Annotated in this window: 24 protein-coding genes and 1 pseudogene; 17 read left to right on the top strand and 8 right to left on the bottom strand. The window is 60.6% G+C overall.

The window, feature by feature from the left end; translation table 11 throughout:
• Positions 1-142: 142 nt before the first annotated feature.
• Positions 143-877 (bottom strand): SDR family NAD(P)-dependent oxidoreductase, encoded by a 735-nt coding sequence (locus AC1DTN_RS02655; RefSeq protein WP_113321762.1) that lies wholly within the window; start codon positions 875-877, stop codon positions 143-145.
• Positions 878-1,167: 290 nt separating this feature from the next.
• Between AC1DTN_RS02655 and AC1DTN_RS02660 the strand changes: the two are divergent.
• The 8 genes and pseudogenes from AC1DTN_RS02660 to ybaK all read left to right on the top strand — a co-directional run bounded on the left by AC1DTN_RS02660 (position 1,168) and on the right by ybaK (position 7,970).
• Positions 1,168-2,063 (top strand): annotated as a pseudogene (locus tag AC1DTN_RS02660) (LysR family transcriptional regulator).
• 362 nt (positions 2,064-2,425) lie between these two features.
• Positions 2,426-3,145: an AAA family ATPase gene (locus AC1DTN_RS02665; RefSeq protein ID WP_477919861.1), complete on the top strand. Its 720-nt coding sequence runs from the start codon at positions 2,426-2,428 to the stop codon at positions 3,143-3,145.
• Between the two features lie 175 nt (positions 3,146-3,320).
• On the top strand, positions 3,321-3,929 hold the full coding sequence (locus AC1DTN_RS02670; RefSeq protein WP_477919863.1) for a 2'-5' RNA ligase family protein: 609 nt from the start codon (positions 3,321-3,323) through the stop codon (positions 3,927-3,929).
• A 70-nt stretch (positions 3,930-3,999) separates the two neighbouring features.
• Complete coding sequence (locus AC1DTN_RS02675; RefSeq protein ID WP_477919864.1) at positions 4,000-5,061, top strand: M14 family metallopeptidase; 1,062 nt, start codon at positions 4,000-4,002, stop codon at positions 5,059-5,061.
• Positions 5,062-5,165: 104 nt separating this feature from the next.
• Complete coding sequence (locus tag AC1DTN_RS02680; RefSeq protein ID WP_477919865.1) at positions 5,166-6,296, top strand: TIGR03364 family FAD-dependent oxidoreductase; 1,131 nt, start codon at positions 5,166-5,168, stop codon at positions 6,294-6,296.
• A complete protein-coding gene (gene phnX, locus AC1DTN_RS02685) occupies positions 6,293-7,072 on the top strand; it encodes a phosphonoacetaldehyde hydrolase (protein ID WP_439017095.1) in 780 nt (259 codons plus the stop codon). The genes AC1DTN_RS02680 and phnX overlap by 4 nt, the downstream gene beginning before the upstream one ends.
• Before the next feature lie 70 nt (positions 7,073-7,142).
• Positions 7,143-7,493 (top strand): ArsC family reductase, encoded by a 351-nt coding sequence (locus AC1DTN_RS02690; RefSeq protein WP_439017094.1) that lies wholly within the window; start codon positions 7,143-7,145, stop codon positions 7,491-7,493.
• Positions 7,494-7,496: 3 nt separating this feature from the next.
• The gene (gene ybaK, locus AC1DTN_RS02695) at positions 7,497-7,970 is read left to right on the top strand and encodes a Cys-tRNA(Pro) deacylase (protein ID WP_477919866.1); all 474 of its coding nucleotides are present in this window, start codon (positions 7,497-7,499) and stop codon (positions 7,968-7,970) included.
• Here the strand turns inward: ybaK and AC1DTN_RS02700 are convergent, their stop codons facing one another.
• Positions 7,971-8,414, bottom strand: coding sequence for a MarR family winged helix-turn-helix transcriptional regulator (locus tag AC1DTN_RS02700; protein WP_477919867.1), 444 nt, complete (start codon positions 8,412-8,414; stop codon positions 7,971-7,973). It lies immediately after the preceding gene.
• 101 nt (positions 8,415-8,515) lie between these two features.
• Here AC1DTN_RS02700 and AC1DTN_RS02705 point away from each other — a divergent pair, with 101 nt between their 5' ends.
• Positions 8,516-9,199: a glutathione S-transferase family protein gene (locus AC1DTN_RS02705; RefSeq protein ID WP_477919869.1), complete on the top strand. Its 684-nt coding sequence runs from the start codon at positions 8,516-8,518 to the stop codon at positions 9,197-9,199.
• Positions 9,200-9,326: 127 nt separating this feature from the next.
• Positions 9,327-10,580: an aminopeptidase gene (locus tag AC1DTN_RS02710; protein WP_477919870.1), complete on the top strand. Its 1,254-nt coding sequence runs from the start codon at positions 9,327-9,329 to the stop codon at positions 10,578-10,580.
• On the opposite strand, the gene AC1DTN_RS02715 is transcribed toward AC1DTN_RS02710, so the two are convergent.
• A complete protein-coding gene (locus tag AC1DTN_RS02715) occupies positions 10,528-11,451 on the bottom strand; it encodes an EamA family transporter (RefSeq protein ID WP_477919871.1) in 924 nt (307 codons plus the stop codon). The two genes, AC1DTN_RS02710 and AC1DTN_RS02715, sit on opposite strands and share 53 nt — an antisense overlap.
• A gap of 81 nt (positions 11,452-11,532) precedes the next feature.
• On the opposite strand from AC1DTN_RS02715, the gene AC1DTN_RS02720 reads away from it, so the two are divergent.
• The gene (locus AC1DTN_RS02720) at positions 11,533-12,030 is read left to right on the top strand and encodes a MarR family winged helix-turn-helix transcriptional regulator (protein WP_007813326.1); all 498 of its coding nucleotides are present in this window, start codon (positions 11,533-11,535) and stop codon (positions 12,028-12,030) included.
• Here AC1DTN_RS02720 and AC1DTN_RS02725 read toward each other — a convergent pair whose 3' ends face one another.
• Both AC1DTN_RS02725 and xseA read right to left on the bottom strand, forming a co-directional pair.
• Positions 12,031-12,621 (bottom strand): NAD(P)H-dependent oxidoreductase, encoded by a 591-nt coding sequence (locus AC1DTN_RS02725; RefSeq protein WP_477919873.1) that lies wholly within the window; start codon positions 12,619-12,621, stop codon positions 12,031-12,033.
• 2 nt (positions 12,622-12,623) lie between these two features.
• The gene (gene xseA, locus AC1DTN_RS02730; RefSeq protein WP_477919874.1) at positions 12,624-14,204 is read right to left on the bottom strand and encodes an exodeoxyribonuclease VII large subunit; all 1,581 of its coding nucleotides are present in this window, start codon (positions 14,202-14,204) and stop codon (positions 12,624-12,626) included.
• A gap of 576 nt (positions 14,205-14,780) precedes the next feature.
• Here xseA and AC1DTN_RS02735 point away from each other — a divergent pair.
• A complete protein-coding gene (locus AC1DTN_RS02735; RefSeq protein WP_112541918.1) occupies positions 14,781-15,023 on the top strand; it encodes a hypothetical protein in 243 nt (80 codons plus the stop codon).
• 11 nt (positions 15,024-15,034) lie between these two features.
• Here the strand turns inward: AC1DTN_RS02735 and AC1DTN_RS02740 are convergent, their stop codons facing one another.
• A complete protein-coding gene (locus AC1DTN_RS02740; protein ID WP_477919896.1) occupies positions 15,035-16,882 on the bottom strand; it encodes a hypothetical protein in 1,848 nt (615 codons plus the stop codon).
• 156 nt (positions 16,883-17,038) lie between these two features.
• Between AC1DTN_RS02740 and AC1DTN_RS02745 the strand changes: the two genes are divergently transcribed.
• Positions 17,039-18,034 (top strand): glycosyltransferase, encoded by a 996-nt coding sequence (locus AC1DTN_RS02745; protein ID WP_310379635.1) that lies wholly within the window; start codon positions 17,039-17,041, stop codon positions 18,032-18,034.
• Positions 18,031-18,420: a GtrA family protein gene (locus AC1DTN_RS02750; RefSeq protein WP_310379637.1), complete on the top strand. Its 390-nt coding sequence runs from the start codon at positions 18,031-18,033 to the stop codon at positions 18,418-18,420. Before AC1DTN_RS02745 ends, AC1DTN_RS02750 begins: the two co-directional genes overlap by 4 nt.
• Here AC1DTN_RS02750 and AC1DTN_RS02755 read toward each other — a convergent pair.
• Positions 18,417-19,403, bottom strand: a complete 987-nt coding sequence (locus AC1DTN_RS02755) for a Gfo/Idh/MocA family protein (protein WP_477919875.1) — start codon at positions 19,401-19,403, stop codon at positions 18,417-18,419. The two genes, AC1DTN_RS02750 and AC1DTN_RS02755, sit on opposite strands and share 4 nt — an antisense overlap.
• Before the next feature lie 177 nt (positions 19,404-19,580).
• On the opposite strand from AC1DTN_RS02755, the gene AC1DTN_RS02760 reads away from it, so the two are divergent.
• Both AC1DTN_RS02760 and AC1DTN_RS02765 read left to right on the top strand, forming a co-directional pair.
• The gene (locus AC1DTN_RS02760; protein WP_113325697.1) at positions 19,581-20,528 is read left to right on the top strand and encodes an aldo/keto reductase; all 948 of its coding nucleotides are present in this window, start codon (positions 19,581-19,583) and stop codon (positions 20,526-20,528) included.
• A gap of 14 nt (positions 20,529-20,542) precedes the next feature.
• Positions 20,543-20,986 (top strand): GNAT family N-acetyltransferase, encoded by a 444-nt coding sequence (locus tag AC1DTN_RS02765; RefSeq protein WP_439017084.1) that lies wholly within the window; start codon positions 20,543-20,545, stop codon positions 20,984-20,986.
• Here AC1DTN_RS02765 and AC1DTN_RS02770 read toward each other — a convergent pair.
• Complete coding sequence (locus tag AC1DTN_RS02770) at positions 20,976-21,593, bottom strand: hypothetical protein (protein WP_113325695.1); 618 nt, start codon at positions 21,591-21,593, stop codon at positions 20,976-20,978. The genes AC1DTN_RS02765 and AC1DTN_RS02770 overlap by 11 nt on opposite strands.
• A gap of 145 nt (positions 21,594-21,738) precedes the next feature.
• Here AC1DTN_RS02770 and AC1DTN_RS02775 point away from each other — a divergent pair, with 145 nt between their 5' ends.
• Entirely contained in the window at positions 21,739-22,239 is a 501-nt protein-coding gene (locus tag AC1DTN_RS02775) for a YciE/YciF ferroxidase family protein (protein WP_113325694.1), read from the top strand.
• Positions 22,240-22,258 lie beyond the last annotated feature (19 nt).

Below are 22,258 nucleotides of genomic sequence, written 5' to 3' on the forward strand. Positions count from 1 at the left end.
TCCCCGGCCTCAACGGCACTGGGTTATCCGTTTGGCTGCATGGCGACCTTCGCGTAGGCGTCACGCCGTGAACGACTTCGCGCGGCCGGCCCGGCCGTTCAGCGCCGAAGTCGTTCTACCATTCCCGCGATCCGACGCGATTTCAGATGGCCGAGAAGCCGCCGTCGACAGACAACTCCACCCCATTCACGAAGCTTGAATCGTCTGAAGCAAGAAACAGCGCGACCGCCGCAATTTCCTCAGGACGACCCATCTTTCCCCGCGGGATCAGAGATTCGAACATCTGCTTCGCCTCCTCTGTGAGAACTTGGTCCTGCATCGGTGTGGCGATCGGCCCCGGGCTCAGCACGTTCACCCGGATATTCCTGCCCTTCAGTTCGTTGAGCCAAGTGCGTGCGAATGAGCGCAACGCCGCTTTGCTCGCCGAATACACGCCGTAACCAGGAAAACCTTTCACCGAAGCAACTGACCCGGTCATGAAGATCGATCCGCCATCGTTGAACAGCGGCAAGGCCTTCTGAACCGTAAACAGCGTGCCGCGCGTATTCAGGCCGAAGGCCGCATCGAAATGCTGCTCGGTAATCTCGCCCAGTGGGACGGCTTCGCCCATGCCGGCGCTCGCGTACAGGACGTCGATCCTGCCCTTTTCCCGCTTGACCGTGTCGAACAGACGGTCGAGGTCGTCGAGATTGGACGCGTCGCCGCGCACGCCGGTCACGTTCCGGCCGATCAGCTTGACGGCCTCGTCCAGCGACTCCTGTCTCCGGCCCGTGATGAAAACATAGGCGCCTTCTTCAACGAACCGCTTGGCGCTCGCCAGCGCCATGCCGCTCGATCCACCCGTGATGACTGCAACCTTACCCTCAAGCTTTCCCATGACTTTTCCTTTCAGACTCCGTATTTGGTCCTTCGGGGAGACCCCCGAGACCCTCGAAATGGGTCTGCGGGCGTCGGGCGTTGAGTGCGGAAGCGCGCATATCGGTGGTGCGAAATCGATCCGGCTGGATGACTGACGCCAGCCCGCATATCGGTGTCCGCCGTTCGGAATTGCGCCCCGCTTGTCGGCATGGGCTATGATGACCGCCCGTGCTACTCACATACGAGATGCTGTTCGACGTATTGGACACGGGCTTTAGAAGGCGCACCCCAGCGGTGCTGGATTGCACCATGATCGACTGGGATGACGTTCGCTACTTTCTTGCCATCGCGCGCGGAGGCTCGGTGCGGGCCGCCGCCGAGCGCCTCGGGGTGAACCACTCGACCGTGCGCGGCGCGTCGCCCAACTGGAGGAACGGCTCGGAGCCCAGATGTTCGAAAAGCTGCCTTCGGGCTACCGCCTGACGGCTGCAGGGGAGGAGGTCCTCGAGCTCGCTGACCAGATGGAGGCATCGTCGCACCAGTTGGAGACGCGCGTCTTTGGCCGCGACCAGAGCGTGCGCGGGCTTCTGCGCGTGACACTGGCACCGCCCCTCGCGACACACCTGCTCATGCCGGACTTCTCCGATTTCGCGCGTCTGTATCCGGACATCGAGATGGAAATCTTGTCGTCCGGCGAGCTGGTAAATCTGACCAACCGAGAAGCCGACGTCGCGATCCGCGTCGTCTACGACCGCAAAACCCTGCCGCTCAATCTTCACGGCCTGAAGGGACCGGAGCTGTTCGGCGGCGTCTACATATCCCGCGATCGACTAGCCGCGTGGCGTGCGGGCGCGCCTGATCCCATCCGGTGGATCGTCATAAGCATTCATGGAATCCCGGACTGGGCCCACGAGGGTGAGGTTCGCACCGCCGAGGTTCCGTTCAGGGTCACGGACGGTGAGGCGCAGATCGTCGCGGTGCGGCAAGGGCTCGGGATCACGACGCTGCCGTGCTTCGTCGGAGATGCCGACCCCCTGCTGGTGAGGGTGCCGGGTACCGACCTGCACATGTACGGAACGCTCTTCCTTCTCACACAGGGGGAGACACGCAAGACGAAGCGCGTGCGGCTCTTCACGGAGTTCGTATCAGGCAGGCTCGCCGCGTACGCTCCGCTTCTCGGGGGGCTATCCATATCGCGCGACTGACTGCCCGCAGGTCGCCTCGCGACGCTTGAAGCGCCGTCGTTCAATCCGCGCTGTTACGCCGTGTCACAACCGACGCGAGGGCCACACTACTGACGGCGACGGACTTCACCATCGCTGACGGTCTTTTTGGCAGGATGGAGACGCCGCTTTTGCGGAGAACTCCGAGGCCCGGCCGCCCTATCGCCCGCCCCTCAATGATTGCACCCAGAAAAATCAACCTCAGACAGCATGGCTAAACAGCGCCACGCAAGGTTGCTGTTTGACCTTTTCATCTCATCACTGTGAAAGTCGCTGTTCCTTAAAGCCCGAGACGCGTCTCTCCCAGGGATGACTGCCGCCAACTCATCAACCCGAGGTAATCGATGCCAATCATTACATTTGCGAATACGAAAGGAGGGGCCGGCAAGACAACGGTCGCTCTCGTTCTTGCCACAGAACTGGCTCGCCGTGGCCATCGCGTTTCCGTTCTGGATGCCGATCCCCAGCAGTGGGCCGGCCGCTGGCATCGTCTGACCGGCGACGCAGCCGAATTCGCCGTCATCTCCGGTGTCAGCGAAGATACTATCGAACAGCAGATCAAGGACCTCAAGAAGCGCGGTGGTTATATCATCATCGACTTGCCGGCCGGTCTGAGCTCGCTGATGGCGAAGGCCATCGGCTTTTCCGATCATGTGATGGTTCCGGTGCAGGGCTGCGCCATGGATGCCGTCGGTGGCGCGCAGGTGCTTGAGATCATGAAGCAGCTTGCTGCCCAGCATGATATCCGCATCCCGCATTCGGTCGTGCTGACGCGCATCAGTTCGATCATCACCACGCGTGCATTGCTGGCGGTCAAGGGTCTGCTCGCAAAGCAGCAGGTCAATGTCATCGACACGGCGCTGATCGAGCGCGCCGCCTATCGCGATATGTTCGTTTCCGGCGGCAGCCTCTATACGATGGATCCTGCCCGTGTCAGCAATCTCGACAAGGCGCAAGACAATGCCCGCTTGTTGGCAGACGATGTTCTTCGTCTCGCACCGCCGAAGGCAGCCCGCGCCAAGTCTTCCAAAAAGGCGGCTGAGGTCCTCAAGAACGCCGCGTAAGGCATTCCTCAGCGCTTGATTGACGCCAGCAAACGGCTGCCGAAAAGGTAGCCGTTTCTGTTTTGAATATCCTCACAAAGCTATTTGTTCATGTTTTGTTCTTGACTAAAATGCCAATCCTGGTATGCTCCTCCTTGTCGAAACAAGGAGGCGGGCGATGTAGTCCGTAGTTCAAATGCCTCATTTTCCACTCGATCCGAATAGCGCAGGCCCCCAGAAGAAATCCAATCTTGGCGGGGAATTTCACGACAGGATTTTCTTCGCGCTTCGCCCAACCATCGAAGCTGCATCCGAGGCGCTGGACATCGCGCAAGTGTATCGCAATGGACATTCTCTGACCGGCCCCTCGCGGCCGAACGCAGTGCTTCATGTCACGCTGAACGGCATCGGCGCCTACCGTCGGCTCCCGGATGATATCGTGTTCGGCGCTGAACAAGTCGCCGCGGCAGTGCGTGCCCAGCCGTTCGAAATTTTGCTCGACGAAGCCATGAGCTTCAAGCATCCCGGCCAGCCGCAAGCCTTCGTCATCTGCGGCAGGCAAGAAAACGAAGGCCTGCTGGATCTTCGCAACCAAATTCAAGAAGGTCTCTACGAGGCTGGACTACCCTATAATGTCGGCGGACATCTGACGCCGCACATGACGATGCTCTATGATCGCGAGACCGTTCCGCCTGAAAAGCTTGACCGACCCGTTCGCTGGACAGTCCAGGAGTTCCTGTTGATCCACAGCATCTACGGGAAGAGCGAGCATCACGTCATCAACCGCTGGCCTCTGCTTGGCTGAACTGCGCTTGCACCGCGGGTGGGGATGCGCATAAAACTCCCCACTCAATATGCACATGCGGAGCAAGATAGTGGACGTTTCAGAGGTCATCATCCCCGGCGATACGCCCGGCATCGAATGGCGGTTGCCGGTCATGCGTTTCAAGGGAAGCGATCTGGCGGCGCCCAAGGTCTATATCCAGGCCGCATTGCATTCCAATGAACTGCCGGGAACCGCGCTTGCGCATTTTCTCTGCCTTCAACTCAGGCAAGCAGAAAGCGAAAGACGGATCGCCGGCGATATCACGCTCGTGCCGCAGGCAAATCCGATTGGTGCGGCGCAATCGCATTTCGGCGAGCTACAGGGTCGGTTCGATTTGGGATCGCGGACCAATTTCAATCGGGACTTTCCGCTGATCTCGGTCCGCGACCGGGAGGGGTTGCTTGACGGTCTTGATGATTATCCGGCTACGGATCGATTGAAGCGAGAGCTAATTCATATGGCGCTCGGAGCCGATCTGGTGCTCGATCTGCATTGCGATGATGAATCGCTGCAATATGCCTATATCGACGAAGCCTTCTGGCCGGAGGCAGCGGACCTTGCCAATGTGCTCGACATGGAAGCGGTGCTGCTTTCGGATGGCGAAAGCTCCGCCTTCGAAGAAGCGGTCGGTTTTGCCTGGAAATATCAGGTGCCGGGCGAGCGTAAGGCCAAGCTTCCGGGCAAGCTTTCGGTGACCGTGGAACTGCGCGGTCGCCGCGACGTCTATCCCGATATGGCCGAGAAAGATGCCGAAGGCCTGCTGCAATTCCTGATCGGGCGCGGTGTCGTCAACGGCGGGGCAGCCGGAGACAAGACCTTCTCCGGACCAGCCGTGCCGCTCGACAATGTCGAGATCCTGCGTGCGCCGCAGGGCGGTACCGTGCTCTTCCACCGCAATATCGGCGAGCGTGTCTCGGAAGGAGAGCTTCTGGCGACGATCGTCACCCGGCCCGGTTTTACCGAGGGCGATATCGACATCCGGGCGCCGCAGGACGGGCTATTTCTCACCCGCACTTCCGACCGGCTGGTGCGCCGGCGCGGCGACCTGATGAAGATTGCCGCCGACAAGCCGAGCAAGGCAACACGAAAGGCCGGCACCCTGGAAGACTGAACCGGCGTTCTTTTCCACACGCGGATGTAAGGCTCCGCGCAACTGTCACACAGGCTTCAAGAAAATCCGCCAAGCCGTTGCAGACATGTTGCGAAGGAGCTTTCATGCCGTATTACGACATTGCGATCGTCGGCGCGGGAATTGTCGGGCTGGCGCATGCGCTGGCGGCGGCAAAGCGCGGCAAACGGGTCGTCGTTGTCGACCGCGACGCACAGGCAAATGGCGCCTCGGTGCGCAATTTCGGCTTCGTGACGGTGACCGGCCAGCAGGCTGGCGACTGCTGGGACAAGGCACGCCAGGCCCGCGATATCTGGGCTGAAATTGTCGACGACGCCGGCATCGACGTCCTGCAGCGCGGGCTGCTCCTTGCCGCAAGGCTCGATGAATCCGAAGCCGTGATCGACGCCTTCCTGCGCACAGAGATGGGAGAAGGCTGCGAAAGACTGACGATCGAGGAGGCGCGGCGGCTTGTGCCGGCACTGCGGCCGGAAGCGGGGCGCTTCACACTCTATAGCCCACATGAACTGCGGGTCGAATCCCGCACAGCCATTCCGCTGCTCGCCCGCTATCTCGAAGTCAAATATGGCATCGAGTTCCGCCGCTCGACAGCAGTGAGCGCCATCGAGCCGCCGCGGATCGAGACGTCAGCCGGCCTGATCGAGGCGGAGACGGTGGTTGTTTGCCCCGGCGACGATTTCAAGAGCCTGTATGCGGATCGGATCGCTGCGTATAACGTCACACGCTGCAAACTGCAGATGATGCGTGTCGTGCCGGCTCAGCGTGTTTCGCTCAGCACCGCCGTCATGTCCGACCTCGGCCTCGGGCGTTATCTCGGTTATGCCGAACTGCCTGAGGCGACTGCCTTGAAGGCGCGGCTTGACCGCGAATTCAAGCCGGAGCGGGAAAACGGCATCCACCTGATCGTTACGCAATCGGAAGACGGGTCGCTGATCGTCGGCGACAGCCACCATTATTCCGAAACGCCCGATCCCTTTGGGCTGGAGCGGGTCGACCGGCTGACCCTCGACGAGATGGATGCCGTGCTCAATCTGCCGGGCCGCTTCATCACCGAACGCTGGATCGGCACCTATGCCTCCGCCCCGGACCGCTGGCGGTTCACCGACAAGCCTTCCGATGCGCTGCGCATCGTCGTGGTGACGGCAGGCTGCGGTGCCTCGACCGCCTTCGGTATCGGCGAGGAAACCATCGAAGATCTTTACGGGAGCGCAGCATGACGCAATTCAAGGCAGTGGTCTTCGACTGGGCCGGCACGGTCATCGATTTCGGCTCCTTCGCACCGATGGGCGCCTTTGTAGACACCTTCGGCAAGTTCGGCGTCGAGGTGACGATTGCCGACGCACGCAAGCCGATGGGGCTCCCGAAGCGTGCGCATATCGCAGCGATGTTGGCCGAACCGCATATCGCCGCCCGCTGGCAGGCGGCACAAGGCGCGCTTCCGGACGAGGCGGCCATCGACCGCGTTTACGACCTCTTCGTGCCGCTCAACGAAGCTGTCGTGACCGATTACTGCGCGCTGGTGCCCGGTGCGATCAAGACGATCGAATACCTGCGCGAACGGCAGATGAAGATCGGCTCGACGACAGGCTATACGCGCTCGATTATGGAGCGCGTGCTGCCGCTTGCCGCTGAACAGGGTTATGCACCCGATAATCTGATCTGTGCCGACGATCTGCCGCTTGGCCGGCCGACGCCGATCGGCATGTACAAATGCTTCCTCGACCTGATGGTCTATCCGGCCTCTGCCGTCCTGAAGGTCGATGATACCGAACCCGGCATTGCCGAGGGTGCCGCCGCAGGCTGCGTTACCGTTGGCGTGACGCTCTCCGGCAATGAGGCGGGTCTGACGCCTGAAGAGGTGGATGCACTTTCGCCGGAGGCGCGAGCCGAGTTGCACAAGCGGATCGGCGAGAAGCTGATTGCTGCCGGCGCCGACTACGTCATCGAGACCGTGGCCGACCTGCCAGCACTCATCGAAGAGCTCGAGGGATAAGGGCCAGACGGCGTTTGCAGCTTTCATCCAGCGTGATATCTCCCCTGAGAAATAGGGAGATCGAACCGGCATGGCCATCACCATCTACGGTATCAAGAACTGCGACACGATGAAGAAGGCCCGCAACTGGCTGGACGAACACGGCGTCGCCTACGACTTTCACGATTACAAGGCCGTCGGCATCGACCGGGCGCATCTGGAACGATGGATCGACGAGACAGGCTGGGAAACGGTGCTGAATCGCGCCGGCACGACCTTCCGCAATCTGCCTGACGCCGCGCGCGAAAATCTCGACCGCGAAAGGGCGATCGCCCTGATGCTCGACCAGCCATCGATGATCAAGCGACCGGTACTGGAAACCGGCGGCAAGCTGCTGATCGGCTTCAAGCCGGAGATTTACGCGCGGACATTCGAGGGCTGAGCCATGTCCAAGACCACCCGTGCCACCCAGGTTCTCACGCAGGCCGGCGTCACCTTTACGGTTCATGCCTATGACTATGATCCAAACGCCGAGCGAGTCGGGCTGCAGGCGGCCGAAGCGCTGGGCGAGGAGCCGCATCGCGTGTTGAAGACGCTGATGGCGGAGGTGGACGGAAAACCGGTCTGCGTGGTCGTGCCCTCCGACCGCGAGGTCAGCATGAAGAAACTCGCGAGCGCCTTTCATGGCAAATCGGCCAATATGATGAAACCGGCCGACGCCGAGCGGCTGACGGGCTACCATGTCGGCGGCATCAGCCCGTTCGGGCAGAAAAAGATCGTGCCGACAGCGATCGAGGAAGCCGCCCTTGCCGAACCGCTCGTCTATATCAATGGCGGGCAACGCGGGCTGCAGGTGCGGCTCGATCCGAAGGAAGCGTTGAAGGCACTGAAGGCCGCCGCAGCGCCGCTGATCGCCTGATCAGAGGAAGCGGTCCAGCAGGCCGGCAATCGTCTTCGCCTCGCCTTCGGCAAGCTTGCGGCCGATATGAGTTTCGATCGCTTTGCCATAGACGGTCCACATGCGCTCCCGAAGCTGCCGGCCGGCATCAGTGATCACCACCCAGCGGCCGCGCCCATCCTGTGCGAAGATCTCGCGGCCGACCAAGCCCTCTCTTTCAAGCCGGTCGATCAGGCGGGAAAGATTATACTGCGCCAACAATGTCCGCTCCTCGATCTCATAGGGGCGCAGCTTTCCTGATTGCGAGCGTGCCAATTCCCAAAGCACATCGTACCAGGCAAGCGGCGGCATGCCGGCCGCCTTCAGATCAGCTTCGATCATGCCAAGCAGTCGCTCGCGGGCGCGCATGAGGCGCGTCCAGGCTGAGACGACGGCTTCGCTCGGCTTCTTCATATTCTCAGACATAAATGCAACTACATCTATCTTGAATCTCATCGCAAGCGTTATTAGATGCATCTGCATTCATATTAAACCGGCCGATCCTTGCAAACCACCAGGAGACTTTCATGAGCAGGCTCACCCTCATCAGTCATCACCTCTGCCCCTACGTGCAGCGCGCAGCGATCGCACTCCTTGAAAAGGGCGTGCCATTCGAGCGCATCAACATCGATCTTGCCGACAAGCCGGATTGGTTCCTGAAAATCTCACCCCTCGGCAAGGTGCCGCTGCTCCGGATACATGAGGACGATGGCCGCGAAGAGGTGTTATTCGAAAGCAGCGTCATCTGCGAATATCTGGAGGAAACGCAGGCGGGTGCTGCCCTGCATCCCACCGACGCGCTGACCCGCGCTCGCCACCGCGGATGGATGGAATTCGGCTCTTCCGTGCTTTCCGATCTCTGGGGTTATGAGATGGCGCAGGATGCTGCGCAACTGGAAGCCAAGCACAAGGCGCTTGTCGCCAAATTCGCGACGATCGAGGGCGCGCTGTCGGAGGGACCCTATTTCGCCGGGGCTAACTTCAGCCTCGTCGACGCGGTCTTTGGGCCGATCTTTCGGTACTTCGATCTGTTCGATACACTCGGCGACAGCCCCATCTTTGACGGGCTCGAGCGGGTCAATCGCTGGCGCAAGGCGCTGTCGGAGCGGGCAAGCGTCCGGGGCGCCGTTGGCAAAGACTATCCGCAGCGCCTGATGGAATTCCTCGAGAAGCATGACTCGATCCTGCTCAGGCTGCCCGCCGCTGCTTGACGCGCACGCACAAGCGGCCGGCATGCATCCGGCCGCCTTCAAATCGGATTCGGCGCGCTTCATTTTCGCCGTAAAGGGGTCTAAGTCTTTCACCTCCCGTCGCAGATATCAGAAGGCAGGTTGACCCATGACGTTTATGCCCCAGAGCCACAGCTCCGTCGATCCCGGCAAACTCGAGAAACTTGCGGAAGTCGCCATCAAGGTTGGCCTGCAGCTTCAGCAAGGGCAGGATCTCGTCATTACTGCACCCGTCGTGGCGCTGCCGCTGGTGCGATTGATCACCAAACACGCCTATCTCTCAGGCGCTGGCTTGGTTTCGACCTTCTATTCCGACGAGGAGACGACGCTTGCCCGCTACCAGTATGGCAGCGACGAAAGCTTCGATCGGGCTTCCGGCTGGCTTTATGACGGCATGGCGAAAGCCTACGAAAAGGGTGCCGCCCGCCTCGCCATTGCTGGCGACAATCCGATGTTGCTTTCTGAGCAGGATCCCAGCAAGGTCGGCCGCGCCAATCGCGCCAATTCCACGGCCTATAAGCCGGCGCTGGAGAAGATCTCCAACTTCGACATCAACTGGAACATCGTCTCCTACCCCAACCCCTCCTGGGCGAAGGTCGTCTTCCCCGACGATCCGGAGGCGATCGCCGTTGCCAAACTCGCCAAGGCGATCTTTGCGGCGTCGCGCGTCGACGTGCCTGATCCGATTGCCGCCTGGTCCGAGCACAATGCCAACCTGCGCAAGCGCTCGTCCTGGCTGAACGGAGAGCGTTTCGCCTCGCTGCATTTCACCGGGCCAGGCACGGATCTGACCGTCGGTCTCGCAGACGGCCATGAATGGCATGGCGGCGCCTCGACGGCGAAGAACGGCATTACCTGCAATCCGAATATTCCGACCGAGGAAGTCTTCACCACGCCGCATGCGCTGCGCGTGGAAGGCCATGTGTCCAGCACCAAGCCACTCTCACATCAGGGCACGCTGATCGACAATATCCGGGTCCGCTTCGAAGGCGGCCGTATCATCGAGGCCAAGGCCTCGCGCGGCGAGGAAGTGTTGAACAAGGTACTCGATACGGATGAAGGCGCGCGCCGGCTGGGTGAAGTTGCGCTGGTGCCGCATTCCTCGCCGATCTCGGCAAGCGGCATCCTCTTCTATAATACGCTGCTCGACGAGAATGCCTCCTGCCATATCGCACTCGGCCAGTGCTATTCGAAATGCTTCCTCGACGGCGCTTCGCTGAGCCAGGAGCAGATCAAGGCGCAGGGTGGCAATTCCAGCCTGATCCACATCGACTGGATGATCGGATCCGACAAGGTCGATATTGACGGTATCAAGCCTGATGGCTCGCGGGTGCCGGTAATGCGACAGGGCGAGTGGGCGTAACAACGCCCGCCTTCGGCATCAGGCTGCGCTGGCTGAGCCAGACGCTGACCAGCACCATGGCAAAGCCTGAAAGCTGGGTTGGTGTCAGGCTCTGGCCGAGCGCCAGCCAACCGAGCAGGGTCGCGACAACGGGGCTCAGGAAGCCAAGCGACGCCGCAGCCGATGGCTCTATGCGCGAGAGGCCGCGGAACCACAGCAGATAGGTGAAGGCAGCACCGACGAGGCCAAGATAGGCAATGCCGAGGATATTGCCTGTCGTCGGCACAGGAAGCGCCGGTTCCAGGAAGATGGCCACTGGCACGAGCAGAATGCCGCCTGCGGTCAATTGCCAGGACGTAAAGGTGAGGCTGGAGACGGGCGGCTGCCAATGGCGGGTCAGCACCGTGCCGAAGGCCATAGAGACCGCGCCGGCGAGACCTGCGGTAACACCAACAGGATCGAGAGCCGCCTTCGGGGTCAGCACCAGAAGCGACACACCCGCCATGCCGATCAGGCCGGCAATAACGGCAATGAAGCGGATCGGCTTACCGAGAAAGAGACGCGAGAGCGCAATGACGATCAGCGGCTGCACGGCGCCGACCGTTGCGGCCACGCCGCCCGGCAGGCGATAGGCCGAAACGAAAAGCATCGCCCAGAAGAACGAGAAGTTCAGTGCGCCGAGAATGAAGGCGCGGCTCCACCAGATGCCTGTCGGCAATTTCCGGACAATCAGCAGCAGAAGCAGCCCTGTCGGCAGCGCCCGTAACATCGCGACCGTCAGCGGGTAGTCCTGCGGCAGGAAGGATGTGGTGACGAAATAGGTACTGCCCCAGATGGCGGGCGCAATCGCAGTCATCAACACATCGGCGACATATCGGGTATTTGTCTTCATTTCAAGAATCTCGACTTCAAGATAAATTCAGAATAGCGTGTTTTATCTTGACGTCAAGATACCTGCTGATATCGATGCAGCATGGATAAGGAGAAATCAGATCACGTCGACAGGATCCTGGCTCAGTGGCGGCGCGAGCGGCCGGAGCTGGATGTCGAACCCATGGGGATCTTCGGCCGGCTGAAGCGGCTGACGACGCATATCGGCCGCGAAGTAGAAGCGGTTCTGCTCAAGCACGGCCTCTCCTCCTCCGCTTTCGATGTGCTGGCCACGCTTCGCCGCTCCGGCGCGCCCTACCGGCTGTCGCCCGGAGAGCTGCTCGGCATGACGATGGTGAGTTCCGGCACGATGACGAACCGGATCGACCAGCTGGAAAAGGCCGGCTTCGTGGAGCGCCTGTTTAACCCCGAAGACCGGCGCAGCGTGCTGATTGCGCTGACCGAGAAGGGTCTGGCAACGGTGGAAGAAGCGGTCGGCGCGCATGTCGCAAACCAGCAACGGCTGACGCGCAACCTGACGGCCGACGACAAAGCCGAGCTCGACCGGCTGCTCAAAAAATTCCTGTCGGATTTCGAATAATCAGACGGCGGCGAGCGCCTTGCGGACGCGCTCCAGATAAGCCTTGCGCCTGGCATCCGTCGCGCGGTCCATGTCGTGCAGGCCCAGCATCCGGAACTTCAACCGCTTGGCGCAGAAATTGGCGATGCCGCGCTTCAGCAGGCGACAGACGGGATTGCCCATGTAGACATGCACCAGCCACCAGGGCGAACCAGTTGTCGTCAGCGCGTAGAGCAGCTTGATATTGGTGAGCCGCGGCACGATACGGCCGCCGGCAGCATCATGGGTGAAGGCGACGCCCGGCGCAAAGACGCGATCGATGAAACCCTTCAATATGGCCGGGAAGTTGAACCACCACTGCGGAAAAACCAGAATGAGACCGTCAGCCGCTTTCAGCCGTGCAACGATACCGGCGACGGCGGACGTATCGTAAGGCACATCGAAATAGCCGCCCCGCTCTGCCTTGGACAGCCGCGGGTCAAAATCCTCTTCATAGAGATCCAGAAGATCGACAGTATGGCCGGAGGCTTCGAGTGCCTCGCGGGCTGTCCGCGCCACAGAAGCGGCAAAGCTTTCCGACAGCGGATGGGCGAGAACCAGCAGAATGTGCATTGCTAGAACAGGCTTCCCTGCTTCGGTGGCTCGCCGGCCCTGACTGTGCGCTTCCTGGCTCCTGATGGCGCAGCGCCGCCTTCCGTCGTCATGGCGCCGACGCGGCCGTCGGCGAACTCAATGGCGATGCCCATGCCGGCAGAGAGTGCTGATGCCTGCGAGACCGGCCTGTTTTCCTCATCACGGATGACGGCATAGCCGCGCTTCAGCACGTTCTTGTAGGAGAGAGACTGAAGAATGCGGTCCTGCGCGGAAAGCTCGGCGCGGGCACGCGTCAGCTGATGACGGATTGCCGTATCGGCATGACGCGACAGATTGCCGAGGCGCTCACGACCGCGGTCGGTCTGTGTCTTCAGCCGAGCCGGAAGCGAGGCGAAGATAGCCTCTGCGCGTTCGATGCGGGACTTCGAGCGGTCGAGCAGGCGCTCGACGGTACGTTCGGCCCGGGCCATGCGTTCGTTCAGAAGCTGACGACGCTCTGTGATGCGGTTGGACAGCACATCCGGCCGCAGATGCGAGGCGACGCGTTCGAAACCGCGGCGCTTGTTGATGGTGTTGAGCTCCAACCCGCGGCCAAGGCCAGCGGCCGCCTCATCGAAGCGGCGGCGGGGCAGCGCCAGAAGCTGATCGAGCGACGGCAGGGCGCGCATCAGAGCACGGACGGACTGGCGTCGCTGATCCATCTGTCGGCTCATGCAGCCCTGCAGGCGGGCAGTGAGACCTGCACCCTGGGCCTCAAGCTCGGCCTTGACGGGCACGGCCATTTCGGCAGCACCGGTCGGTGTCGGGGCGCGGACATCGGCGGCGTAATCGATCAGCGTCCAGTCGGTCTCGTGGCCGACAGCGGAGATCAACGGAATCCGGCTATCGGCTGCAGCCCGCACGACGATTTCGTCGTTGAAGCTCCAGAGATCTTCGAGACTGCCGCCGCCGCGGGCGACGATCAGCACATCTGGGCGTGGAACATCGCCGCCAGGCTCCAGGGCGTTGAAGCCGTTGATAGCGTTTTCCACCTCCTCGCCAGAGCCTTCGCCCTGAACCTTGACCGGCCAGACGATGACATGGACGGGGAAACGATCGGAGATACGATGCAGGATATCGCGGATGACGGCGCCCGTCGGCGAGGTCACGACGCCGATTACCTTAGGCATGAAAGGCAGGCGCTTCTTGCGTGAGGGATCGAAAAGGCCCTCGGCGCCCAACCTACGCTTGCGCTCCTCGATCAGCGCCATCAATGCGCCGGCGCCGGCAGGCTCCAGCGTCTCGATGACGATCTGGTATTTGGATGAGCCGGGGAAGGTCGTGACCTTGCCGGTCGCGATCACCTCCATGCCCTCTTCCGGGCGGAACTTCAGGCGAGAAAAAGTGCCTTTCCAGATGACTGCATCGATACGCGCGCGGTCGTCCTTCAGCGAGAAGTAAGCGTGGCCCGAGGAATGCGGGCCGCGGTAACCCGAAATCTCGCCGCGTACACGCACCTGATCGAAGGCCGTCTCGACGGTCCGCTTGATGGAACCGGAGAGCTCCGAGACCGAATATTCCGCAAGGTTAGTAGGCGAATCGCCGTCAAAGACATTGCTCATCCCCCCTTTCTATTTTGATCGCCCCTAAACGGAAAGGTCGGGGTAGGAGAAGGGCGAATTTTTATACAAAAATCGGTGGGAGACCCAAGAAATAGGGATATCGCTACTCCAAAAAAAATCTTAGTATCATTCACGTTCGTAGGGAGTGGCGAACACCGACCCGAAAAATGAGCATGCTGGTGACAGTGAGTATTCCCCGCCGATGGAAGGCGCGGGAGGGATCGCTTCTTTCATCGCCGCTATGTTCAACCATTATAGGTATCGGCTCGCCCTCTTTCCGAACAACCAGTCGATCAGGCGCCGATCGAATTGTCAGCGTGATGCTGCTTCGCTCTACGTCGTTGCCGTTGGGAGGGTTCCGTTTACGTAAATGAGAAAGTAACGGAACTTTTCAGCCTGTAACAGAGTTGACTTATATCGAAACGCATGCCCGGCGCAAGCCGGAGGAAATGCCGTCAGGTGAACGCATCCGTAACCATGGCTGCAATTGCAGCTTTCATTAAGGGTGGCCAATAAACTTTTGTTAGCGGAGGGCCCCTAGGCTCCTCGCAAACGACCTGAAGAAGAGGTGACGACATGATCATCCTGACAGCAACCACTCTGGGCCTCACCGCTGGCCTTATGCGCTCAGCCGGCGTCATTGCAATCGTCGCCATGCTGATTGCTGTAACCTTTGCCATCGCCGCGATTGTCTCGGGCGGTGCGGTTTCATTCCTGGCGCTTTTCTACACGATCATCGGTTACAATGCCGGCCTGCTGCTTTATCTCGGCGGCCTCTTTACCACCGATCGCCTGCGGGCTGTGCTCGTCCACTCCTGAAAGATAGGACGTCAGTCCGACGCCGGCCGGTAACGGAAGAACTGGACGCCGCTGCCCGCAGCTTTCGGCAGCGGGTCAAGATACGCAGGAATATTGCCCTTCCCCAGCTGCGCATAGAGCCCGTCGGGCTTCAATCTGGCGATTTCACTTGTCTGCAGATCATCCGGGCAGAAGGCAAGCACAGTGACGCCCGCTCCCTTCAGAAATGCCTCTGCTTCCTGCGGCTCGGCCAGACCGATATGCATCTCGGTCAGCATGCCGCCCTGGTTGCGATGATAGGGCGCCGACAAAACACGGTTGGCGGTGTAGCGCAGGATTGGCACACCCATCTCCGACGGCGCCGAGACGAGACCGGCAGGCAGGCCGCCGAGCGGCGCGAGCGCCTGCCGGGAGGAACATGAAGGCCTCTCTGCCTCGTCGGCATTCTTTGTCTTGTTGACTTGCATCTCGACGAGTGCGCCGCCGACGGCCCATACCGCCGGCACGCTTGCCAGAACCGTCACGATATAGACGAGGGCAGCTGCGGCATTTTCGCTGTCGCCGTTCGACATGCGGCGCACGTCAATAATCAGCAAGGCAAGCGGCAGGATGGACAGGAGGTTTGAGAAGACGGCTCCACGGACCTGTACCAGTGCGACGGCCCAGCTGACGCTCAAGAGCGCCAGAAGGACGAGATGGACCTGCACGCGATCGCCCTGCACGGAGCGGAAAATGCAGACGGCGATCGCGAGCAGGCCAGGCGCATAGAATGCGCCGATGGAAAAGGGATCTGTCCGGCTGAGCGCGAGAATGGATTGCGCTTCCGAGACATTGCGCAGCCAGAGCTCGACCAGCATAGGATCGAGATCGGCAAGCGGATTGCGCAGGCATTCAGGCGCAATGACCATAGCCGAATCGAAAACGGCGGCGCCGACCGCCGCAAGCATGGCGAAACGCAAGCCGCGGCCGAGACGGCTGGCAAAGACGGCGGAGGCGAGCAGCAGGCCGCCACCGATCGTCGCCAGGCTGTAGAAGCCGAGCGAGAGATTGTCGCAAGTCACCGCCGAATAGTGCTGTGGCGGCACCGTTGCAAAGAAGAGGATGCTGATCGCAACAGCGAGGCTAAGGCCGAAAGCCCTGGTGGCGGCGGCGAACGGCTCGCCTTCCCAGACCCAGAGAAATGCCACGACCAAGCAATAGATGGCAACGAAGGGCGTGGTTTCCGCACCGATCGCAATCGCCAATGCGGCTGACACGCCAGCGACGGCGTAGTTCCAGGCGCGCTGTTTTTCATCGAAGAGCATCGCCACCATGGTCGCGACGAGCGCGAGCTGGGCGTTGTGATGATCGATGGCGCCGGGCGCAAAACGATTGCCAGTATAGATCGCCATGCCGGCAAAGCAGAAAGACAGGTGCATGCCGGCAAGGCCGCCGACACGACGGCCGGCAAGGCCCATGGCAAGCATGGCAGGAAAAACGAGCGACAGGGGCCAGACTACGAGTGCAGCAGCTTCCGCAGCATCATGGCCGAGGAGGAGGCCGAAGAAGCGAATGAGCGCAGCGATCGGCAGGTCGATCAGCCGCGACCAGTGCATGAGCGTGCCTTCCCCCAGACCGAGCCGATACTGCATCAGATCGAACCAGCCCTGCCCGTTCAGGAAATCCCTGACCTCCACCAAGCGCATGCCGTCGTCATTATCGGGGCCGACATAATCGACCGGACCTCCGGCATATTTCATGACGGTGATAATGCCGATCAGGATAACGGTGTAGATGAGAGCGGATGGCAGGAGACGCGTCAGCATCTGCCGGATACTGCCGACGAATCCAGTCCTGGCTGATGCGGATTGCGCCTTGGCGATCGGCTGCACTGCGTTCATCATGATAGCCAGGTCGTTGCGTGATGGGCAAACCTTAGCCTTGGCTTGTCAAGAAAGTGTAAACCACGGGACGTGACAGCTTTCGTTTCTTATAGGGGCTTGTTAACGCTGCATGGCGTAAATTCGCCGCGGTTTCTTTGTAACGAGTGTAACCCCATGGCGCGATCGCTCAGCGAAAGTCCTGATATTGCCGTTCTGCTTCCCTGCTACAACGAAGCGGCGACGATCGGGGCTGTCGTCAGGGGTTTCCGGGCGGCACTGCCCGATGCGCATATCCATGTCTACGACAACAATTCCACCGATGGCACGGCGTTGCATGCCATGCTCGCCGGCGCGCATGTCGTGCGCGAGCGGCGCCAGGGCAAGGGTCATGTGGTGCGGCGCATGTTCGCCGATATCGATGCCGACATCTACATCATCGCCGACGGCGACGGGACCTATGCGCCCGAGGATGCCGAAGAGCTGGTGCGGACGCTGCTGACGGAACGGGCCGATATGGTGGTCGGCACGCGGCGCGGCGTGCATGACGATGCGGGCCGGCAGGGACATGCCCTCGGGAACCGGCTGTTCAACATCCTCTATCGCGCGATCTTCGGGCCTGACTTCACCGACATCTTCTCCGGCTATCGAGCCTTCTCACGCCGTTTCGTCAAGAGTTTCCCCGCGGTTTCCGGCGGCTTCGAGATCGAGACGGAAATGTCGGTGCATGCGTCGCGGCTGAAATTGCCTGTCAGTGAACTGGAACTGCATTACGGCAGGCGCCCGGAAGGCTCGCATTCGAAGCTGTCGACCTTCCGCGACGGCGGCAAGATCCTCTGGATGTTTGCCATGCTGATGAAGGAAACGCGGCCCTTCGCTTTCTTCGGCACGATCAGCGCCCTCTTCATGCTGGCAAGTCTCGGCTTCATGGGGCCGGTGCTGGCAGAATATTTTGCAACCGGCCTCGTCAGCCGCATGCCGACCTGGGTGCTTTCGACGGCACTGGCGATGATCTCCATCATGCTGTTTACTGCCGGTGTAATCCTCGATTCCGTTGCGCGATCGCGGGCTGAGCAGTTGCGCATCCATTATATGAGCCTTGCGGCACCGGTTTCGGTAAAGGATAAAACCTCAGCCATAACGCTTGATGGCAAGAAAGCGGATGCCGCATGAAGAAGCTCGTTCGTTTCGCGATCGCCGGTGGGCTGGGTTTTATCGTCGATGCGGGCGTGCTTGCGCTGCTTCTGCACGTGACGCCACTCGGTCCCTTCATCGCCCGGCTGTTTGCCATTGCGCTCGCGATGGCGACGACATGGGCCTTCAACCGGACTTTCACGTTCGACCGATCAGGCCGGTCGCTGGCCGCAGAAGGCTTCCGCTACGGGTCGGTCGGCGTGACGGCCGCCCTCGTCAATTATGGGCTCTACTCGGCGCTGCTTCTATCGCTACCGGCGCTGCAGCCGCTTGTCGCGATGGTGCTCGCGACCGCAGCGTCGATGTTCTTCAGCTTCTTCGGCTATTCCCGCTTCGTCTTCCGCGGCAAAGCCGAGAAAAATTAAACGGCTTCCCAACCATCCTGCTCGCTGGCGCGGTAGATGGCGTCGATGACCTTCTGGTTGAGCTTGGAATCTTCCAGCGTAACGATCTCTTCCTTTTCGCCTGCAGCAGCGCGGGCAAAAGCTTCCGCCTGGCACCTGTACTGGCGGCTGTCCTGGAAGCGGATGATCTGGGATTCGTTATGACCACGATTGGTCACTTCGATCTCCTCAGGGCCCCAGCGATTGGCGTTGAAGGGCGACTTGACCTCGATATAGCCGTCGGTGCCGTGGAAGACCATGATCTGGCGGCCGGCCATCTGGGTGGAAATATAGAAGCTCAGCTCGAAATCGCCGAAATCGGCCTTCACGCTGGAATAGATATCGGTGCCGAACTCGGCATCGCGCTCGGTGATCGCCTGGACCCAGGACGGCTCTTTGCCGGTGGAGAAGCGGGTGCTGATGACGGGATAGACGCCGATGTCAGGCAGGCCGCCGCCACCAAGCGCCGGGATGTTGCGCATGTTGCCGGGGTCGCGGTTGTAATAGGTGAAGGCGCCCTGCACATGCCGAAGTTCGCCGATCGCACCATCTTGCAACAAGGAACGGACCTTCCGCCAGACCGGCGAATAGGTGACCATGAAGGCTTCGCTGATAATGACCTTGTTGCGGTTGCGGGCGGCGATGAGATCGTCGATCTCGGAGGCCTTGAGCGCAATCGGCTTTTCGCAGAGTACATGCTTGCCGGCATCCGCAGCCTTGATCGACCATTCGATATGCTGGGAGGTCGGCAGCGGAATATAGACGGCATCGATCACGTCGGACGCCAGCATTTCCTCGTAGGAGCCGAAGGCATGCGGCACGGAGAAGCGGTCCGCCATGTCACGGGCGCGCGCAAAATCACGGCTGGCAATGGCGGAAATAACGCAGTTTTCCGCGTCCTGAATGGCGGGAACGACATTGTCCCGGCCGATCTTGGCCGTTGAAAGTATACCGAAACGCAACATGAAAGGTCCTCCTGAAATCCATCGGGCGCACCTTATTCAGCCCTCTCTTGCGGCGCAATGGCGCGACGGCCGATCACGGAAGTTTGGTTTCCTTCCAGGACACTCCGCGCTAGGTTACCGATGGACGGCGTTCTACCGTTTCAGATTTCAATCACTTCAGCATTTTGGGAGAGCGCCATGGAAATGCGCCGACTTGGAAAAACAGGTCTTTCGATCTCGCCGATCGTCTTCGGCGGCAATGTCTTCGGCTGGACGGCCGACGAGAAAACGTCCTTCGATATTCTGGACGGCTTCTTCGATGCGGGTCTCAACACGATCGACACCGCCGACGTCTATTCCGCCTGGGTGCCGGGCAATAAGGGCGGCGACTCTGAAGAGATCATCGGCAAGTGGCTGAAGAAGGGAAAGGTCTCCCGCGACAGGGCCGTGATCATCACCAAGGTCGGCTCCGACATGGGTCAGGGCAAGACGCTGAAGGCCAACTATATTCTGAAGGCAGTTGAGGACTCGCTGCGCCGGCTGCAGACCGACTATATCGACCTCTATCTGTCGCACTGGCCCGATGCCGATACGCCGCATGAGGAATCGCTTGGCGCCTATGCCAAGCTGCTCGAACAGGGCAAGATCCGCTCCGTGGGCTGCTCGAACTATGATGCGAGCCTGCTGCAGGCCTCCTTCGATGCCGCCGACAAGGCAGGCCTGCCGCGCTATCAGGCGCTGCAGCCGGAATATAACCTCTATGAGCGTTCGAGCTTTGAAGGCCCGCTTGCCGATCTCTGCGTGAAGGAGGATATCGGCGTTATCACCTATTTCAGCCTCGCAGCCGGCTTCCTGTCGGGCAAGTACCGCAGCAAGGCGGATACGGAGGGCCGGGCCCGCGAAGGCCGTGTTTCCCAGTATCTCAATGACAAGGGCATGCGCATTCTCGCAGCACTCGACACGGTCTCGGCCGAGACGGGCGCCATGCCGGCGGAAATCTCGCTCGCCTGGCTCCTGCGCAAGAAGGGCGTGACGGCGCCGATCGCCAGTGCTACGAGCCTTTCCCAGCTTGAAAGCCTGGTGAAATCGGCCACGCTCAAGCTCTCCGACGAGGCAATGGCGCTGCTCGACGAGGCCGGTGCCTAAAACGAGGTGATGACGTGACCGTGACAATCCGCGATGCGAGACCCGAAGACGAGACGCGCTGGCGTGCTCTCTGGGCGGACTATCTCGCTTTCTACGAGGTCACCGTCGATGCGGATATTACCGATTCCACCTGGCGCCGGGTCTTCGATCCGGCGTCGGCAATCTTCATGCGGGTGGCGGAACTCGACGGCGAAGTCGTGGGCTTTACACTCTGCCTGACACATGAAGGCACATGGATCCGCGGTAGGGACTGCTATCTCGAAGACCTGTTCGTATCAGAAAATGTGCGCGGCAAGGGTGTCGGCCGGGCGCTGATGGACGACCTCGTGGCCCTCTGCAAGAAGAACGGATGGTCGCGGCTCTACTGGCATACGAGCGAGCAGAACAAGACGGCCCGCGCGCTCTACGATACATACGTCAAGAGTGACGGCCACATCCGCTACCGCATCAATTTTTGAGTTGCGGAAAGCCCTCATACCATTCGGAATGATCACCTTCCCAATTGGCCATGCCCGGCTTGGTCAGGATGCCGCGCGGGCGCACATAGCTCTGGATCACCCGCTTCGGCCGCTCATGCCACTGGATGTTGAAGGCCCATAGTTTCGGGAAGAAGCAGAGCGAGGCATAGGGTAGGTGGTCATGGATCCACCAGGCGAGCCTCTGCCAATCGCTTTCGTCACTATAACGATCGACCACCCAGGGAACGGCGATGCAAGCGGCCGCTCCCATGCAGCCGTCGAAGTCGCGCATGTCCCAGATATGATGGGCGGCGGTGGCGGCATTGGTCGAGCAGTTCAGGTTGTTCTCATTGCCGAAGCGATTGACCGCAGGCGAGCGGTAGCCGGAGCGGATATGAAGGCGCCCGAACGTCGCTTCCAACGGCTCCAGCAATTCCTCGCAGAGACGCCGGCCCGTTTCGACGGCAAGATCGGGATCGTCGGGGATGTTCGGGATGCGATAGAAATCGGCGATCTCTGAATGGAGGAAATCGCGGAAGAAGAAGTTCCGAGACAGGCGCACCCGACCGAGATCCTCCAGTCCCTTCATCGATCCCGGTTTCTTCATGCACTGTCCTCCCCGATTGCTCCAGACATCATTGCCCGGAAAATGGAGCCGTTCCACCCGAAATGCGCCGGGAACAATTAGCGCGGTATTCGCTTCTAAGAGTGTCGCCGAAAGGGCGCGAATCCCCCAACGAAGGAACGGAACAATGGCCAAGGAAAAGACACTGGAAGATCTGTTTTACGATACGCTCAAGGACATCTATTTCGCCGAACGGCAGATATTGCGCGCCCTGCCGAAGATGGCGCGCGCTGCCCAGTCCCAGGAACTGAAGGCGGGTTTCGAGAAGCATCGCGAAGAAACCGAAGGTCATGTCGAGCGGCTGCAGCAGGTCTTCGAAATCATCGGCAAGCGCGCCCAGGGCAAGACCTGTGAGGCGATCCAGGGCATCATTGCCGAAGGCGAGGAAATCATCGAGGATTTCAAAGGTACTGCCGCGATTGATGCAGGCCTGATCTCCTCGGCTCAGGCCGTCGAGCATTATGAAATCGCTCGCTACGGGACACTGAAGACCTGGGCGCAGACGCTGGGCTTCAAGGAAGCCGTCACGCTTCTCGATCAGACGCTGCAGGAAGAAGGCAAGACCGACCAGCTTCTGACGAAGCTTGCAACGACTGCCGCGAACCAGAAAGCGTCTCGCGCAGCCTGATACTTGTCCTCATACCGGC

It is taken from the genome of Rhizobium sp. 01T444 (assembly GCF_056398305.1).

Coding starts and splice junctions, on each gene's coding strand:
- AC1DTN_RS02750 (WP_310379637.1), top strand. CDS start 18,031: ATGAAGAAGCTCGTTCGTTTCGCGATCGCCGGTGGGCTGGGTTTTATC.
- ybaK (WP_477919866.1), top strand. CDS start 7,497: ATGTCCAAGACCACCCGTGCCACCCAGGTTCTCACGCAGGCCGGCGTC.
- AC1DTN_RS02710 (WP_477919870.1), top strand. CDS start 9,327: ATGACGTTTATGCCCCAGAGCCACAGCTCCGTCGATCCCGGCAAACTC.
- AC1DTN_RS02735 (WP_112541918.1), top strand. CDS start 14,781: ATGATCATCCTGACAGCAACCACTCTGGGCCTCACCGCTGGCCTTATG.
- AC1DTN_RS02775 (WP_113325694.1), top strand. CDS start 21,739: ATGGCCAAGGAAAAGACACTGGAAGATCTGTTTTACGATACGCTCAAG.
- AC1DTN_RS02670 (WP_477919863.1), top strand. CDS start 3,321: ATGCCTCATTTTCCACTCGATCCGAATAGCGCAGGCCCCCAGAAGAAA.
- AC1DTN_RS02740 (WP_477919896.1), bottom strand. CDS start 16,882: ATGAACGCAGTGCAGCCGATCGCCAAGGCGCAATCCGCATCAGCCAGG.
- AC1DTN_RS02760 (WP_113325697.1), top strand. CDS start 19,581: ATGGAAATGCGCCGACTTGGAAAAACAGGTCTTTCGATCTCGCCGATC.
- AC1DTN_RS02715 (WP_477919871.1), bottom strand. CDS start 11,451: ATGAAGACAAATACCCGATATGTCGCCGATGTGTTGATGACTGCGATT.
- AC1DTN_RS02705 (WP_477919869.1), top strand. CDS start 8,516: ATGAGCAGGCTCACCCTCATCAGTCATCACCTCTGCCCCTACGTGCAG.
- phnX (WP_439017095.1), top strand. CDS start 6,293: ATGACGCAATTCAAGGCAGTGGTCTTCGACTGGGCCGGCACGGTCATC.
- AC1DTN_RS02655 (WP_113321762.1), bottom strand. CDS start 877: ATGGGAAAGCTTGAGGGTAAGGTTGCAGTCATCACGGGTGGATCGAGC.
- AC1DTN_RS02755 (WP_477919875.1), bottom strand. CDS start 19,403: ATGTTGCGTTTCGGTATACTTTCAACGGCCAAGATCGGCCGGGACAAT.
- AC1DTN_RS02690 (WP_439017094.1), top strand. CDS start 7,143: ATGGCCATCACCATCTACGGTATCAAGAACTGCGACACGATGAAGAAG.
- AC1DTN_RS02720 (WP_007813326.1), top strand. CDS start 11,533: ATGGATAAGGAGAAATCAGATCACGTCGACAGGATCCTGGCTCAGTGG.
- AC1DTN_RS02745 (WP_310379635.1), top strand. CDS start 17,039: ATGGCGCGATCGCTCAGCGAAAGTCCTGATATTGCCGTTCTGCTTCCC.
- AC1DTN_RS02700 (WP_477919867.1), bottom strand. CDS start 8,414: ATGTCTGAGAATATGAAGAAGCCGAGCGAAGCCGTCGTCTCAGCCTGG.
- AC1DTN_RS02725 (WP_477919873.1), bottom strand. CDS start 12,621: ATGCACATTCTGCTGGTTCTCGCCCATCCGCTGTCGGAAAGCTTTGCC.
- AC1DTN_RS02680 (WP_477919865.1), top strand. CDS start 5,166: ATGCCGTATTACGACATTGCGATCGTCGGCGCGGGAATTGTCGGGCTG.
- xseA (WP_477919874.1), bottom strand. CDS start 14,204: ATGAGCAATGTCTTTGACGGCGATTCGCCTACTAACCTTGCGGAATAT.
- AC1DTN_RS02665 (WP_477919861.1), top strand. CDS start 2,426: ATGCCAATCATTACATTTGCGAATACGAAAGGAGGGGCCGGCAAGACA.
- AC1DTN_RS02770 (WP_113325695.1), bottom strand. CDS start 21,593: ATGAAGAAACCGGGATCGATGAAGGGACTGGAGGATCTCGGTCGGGTG.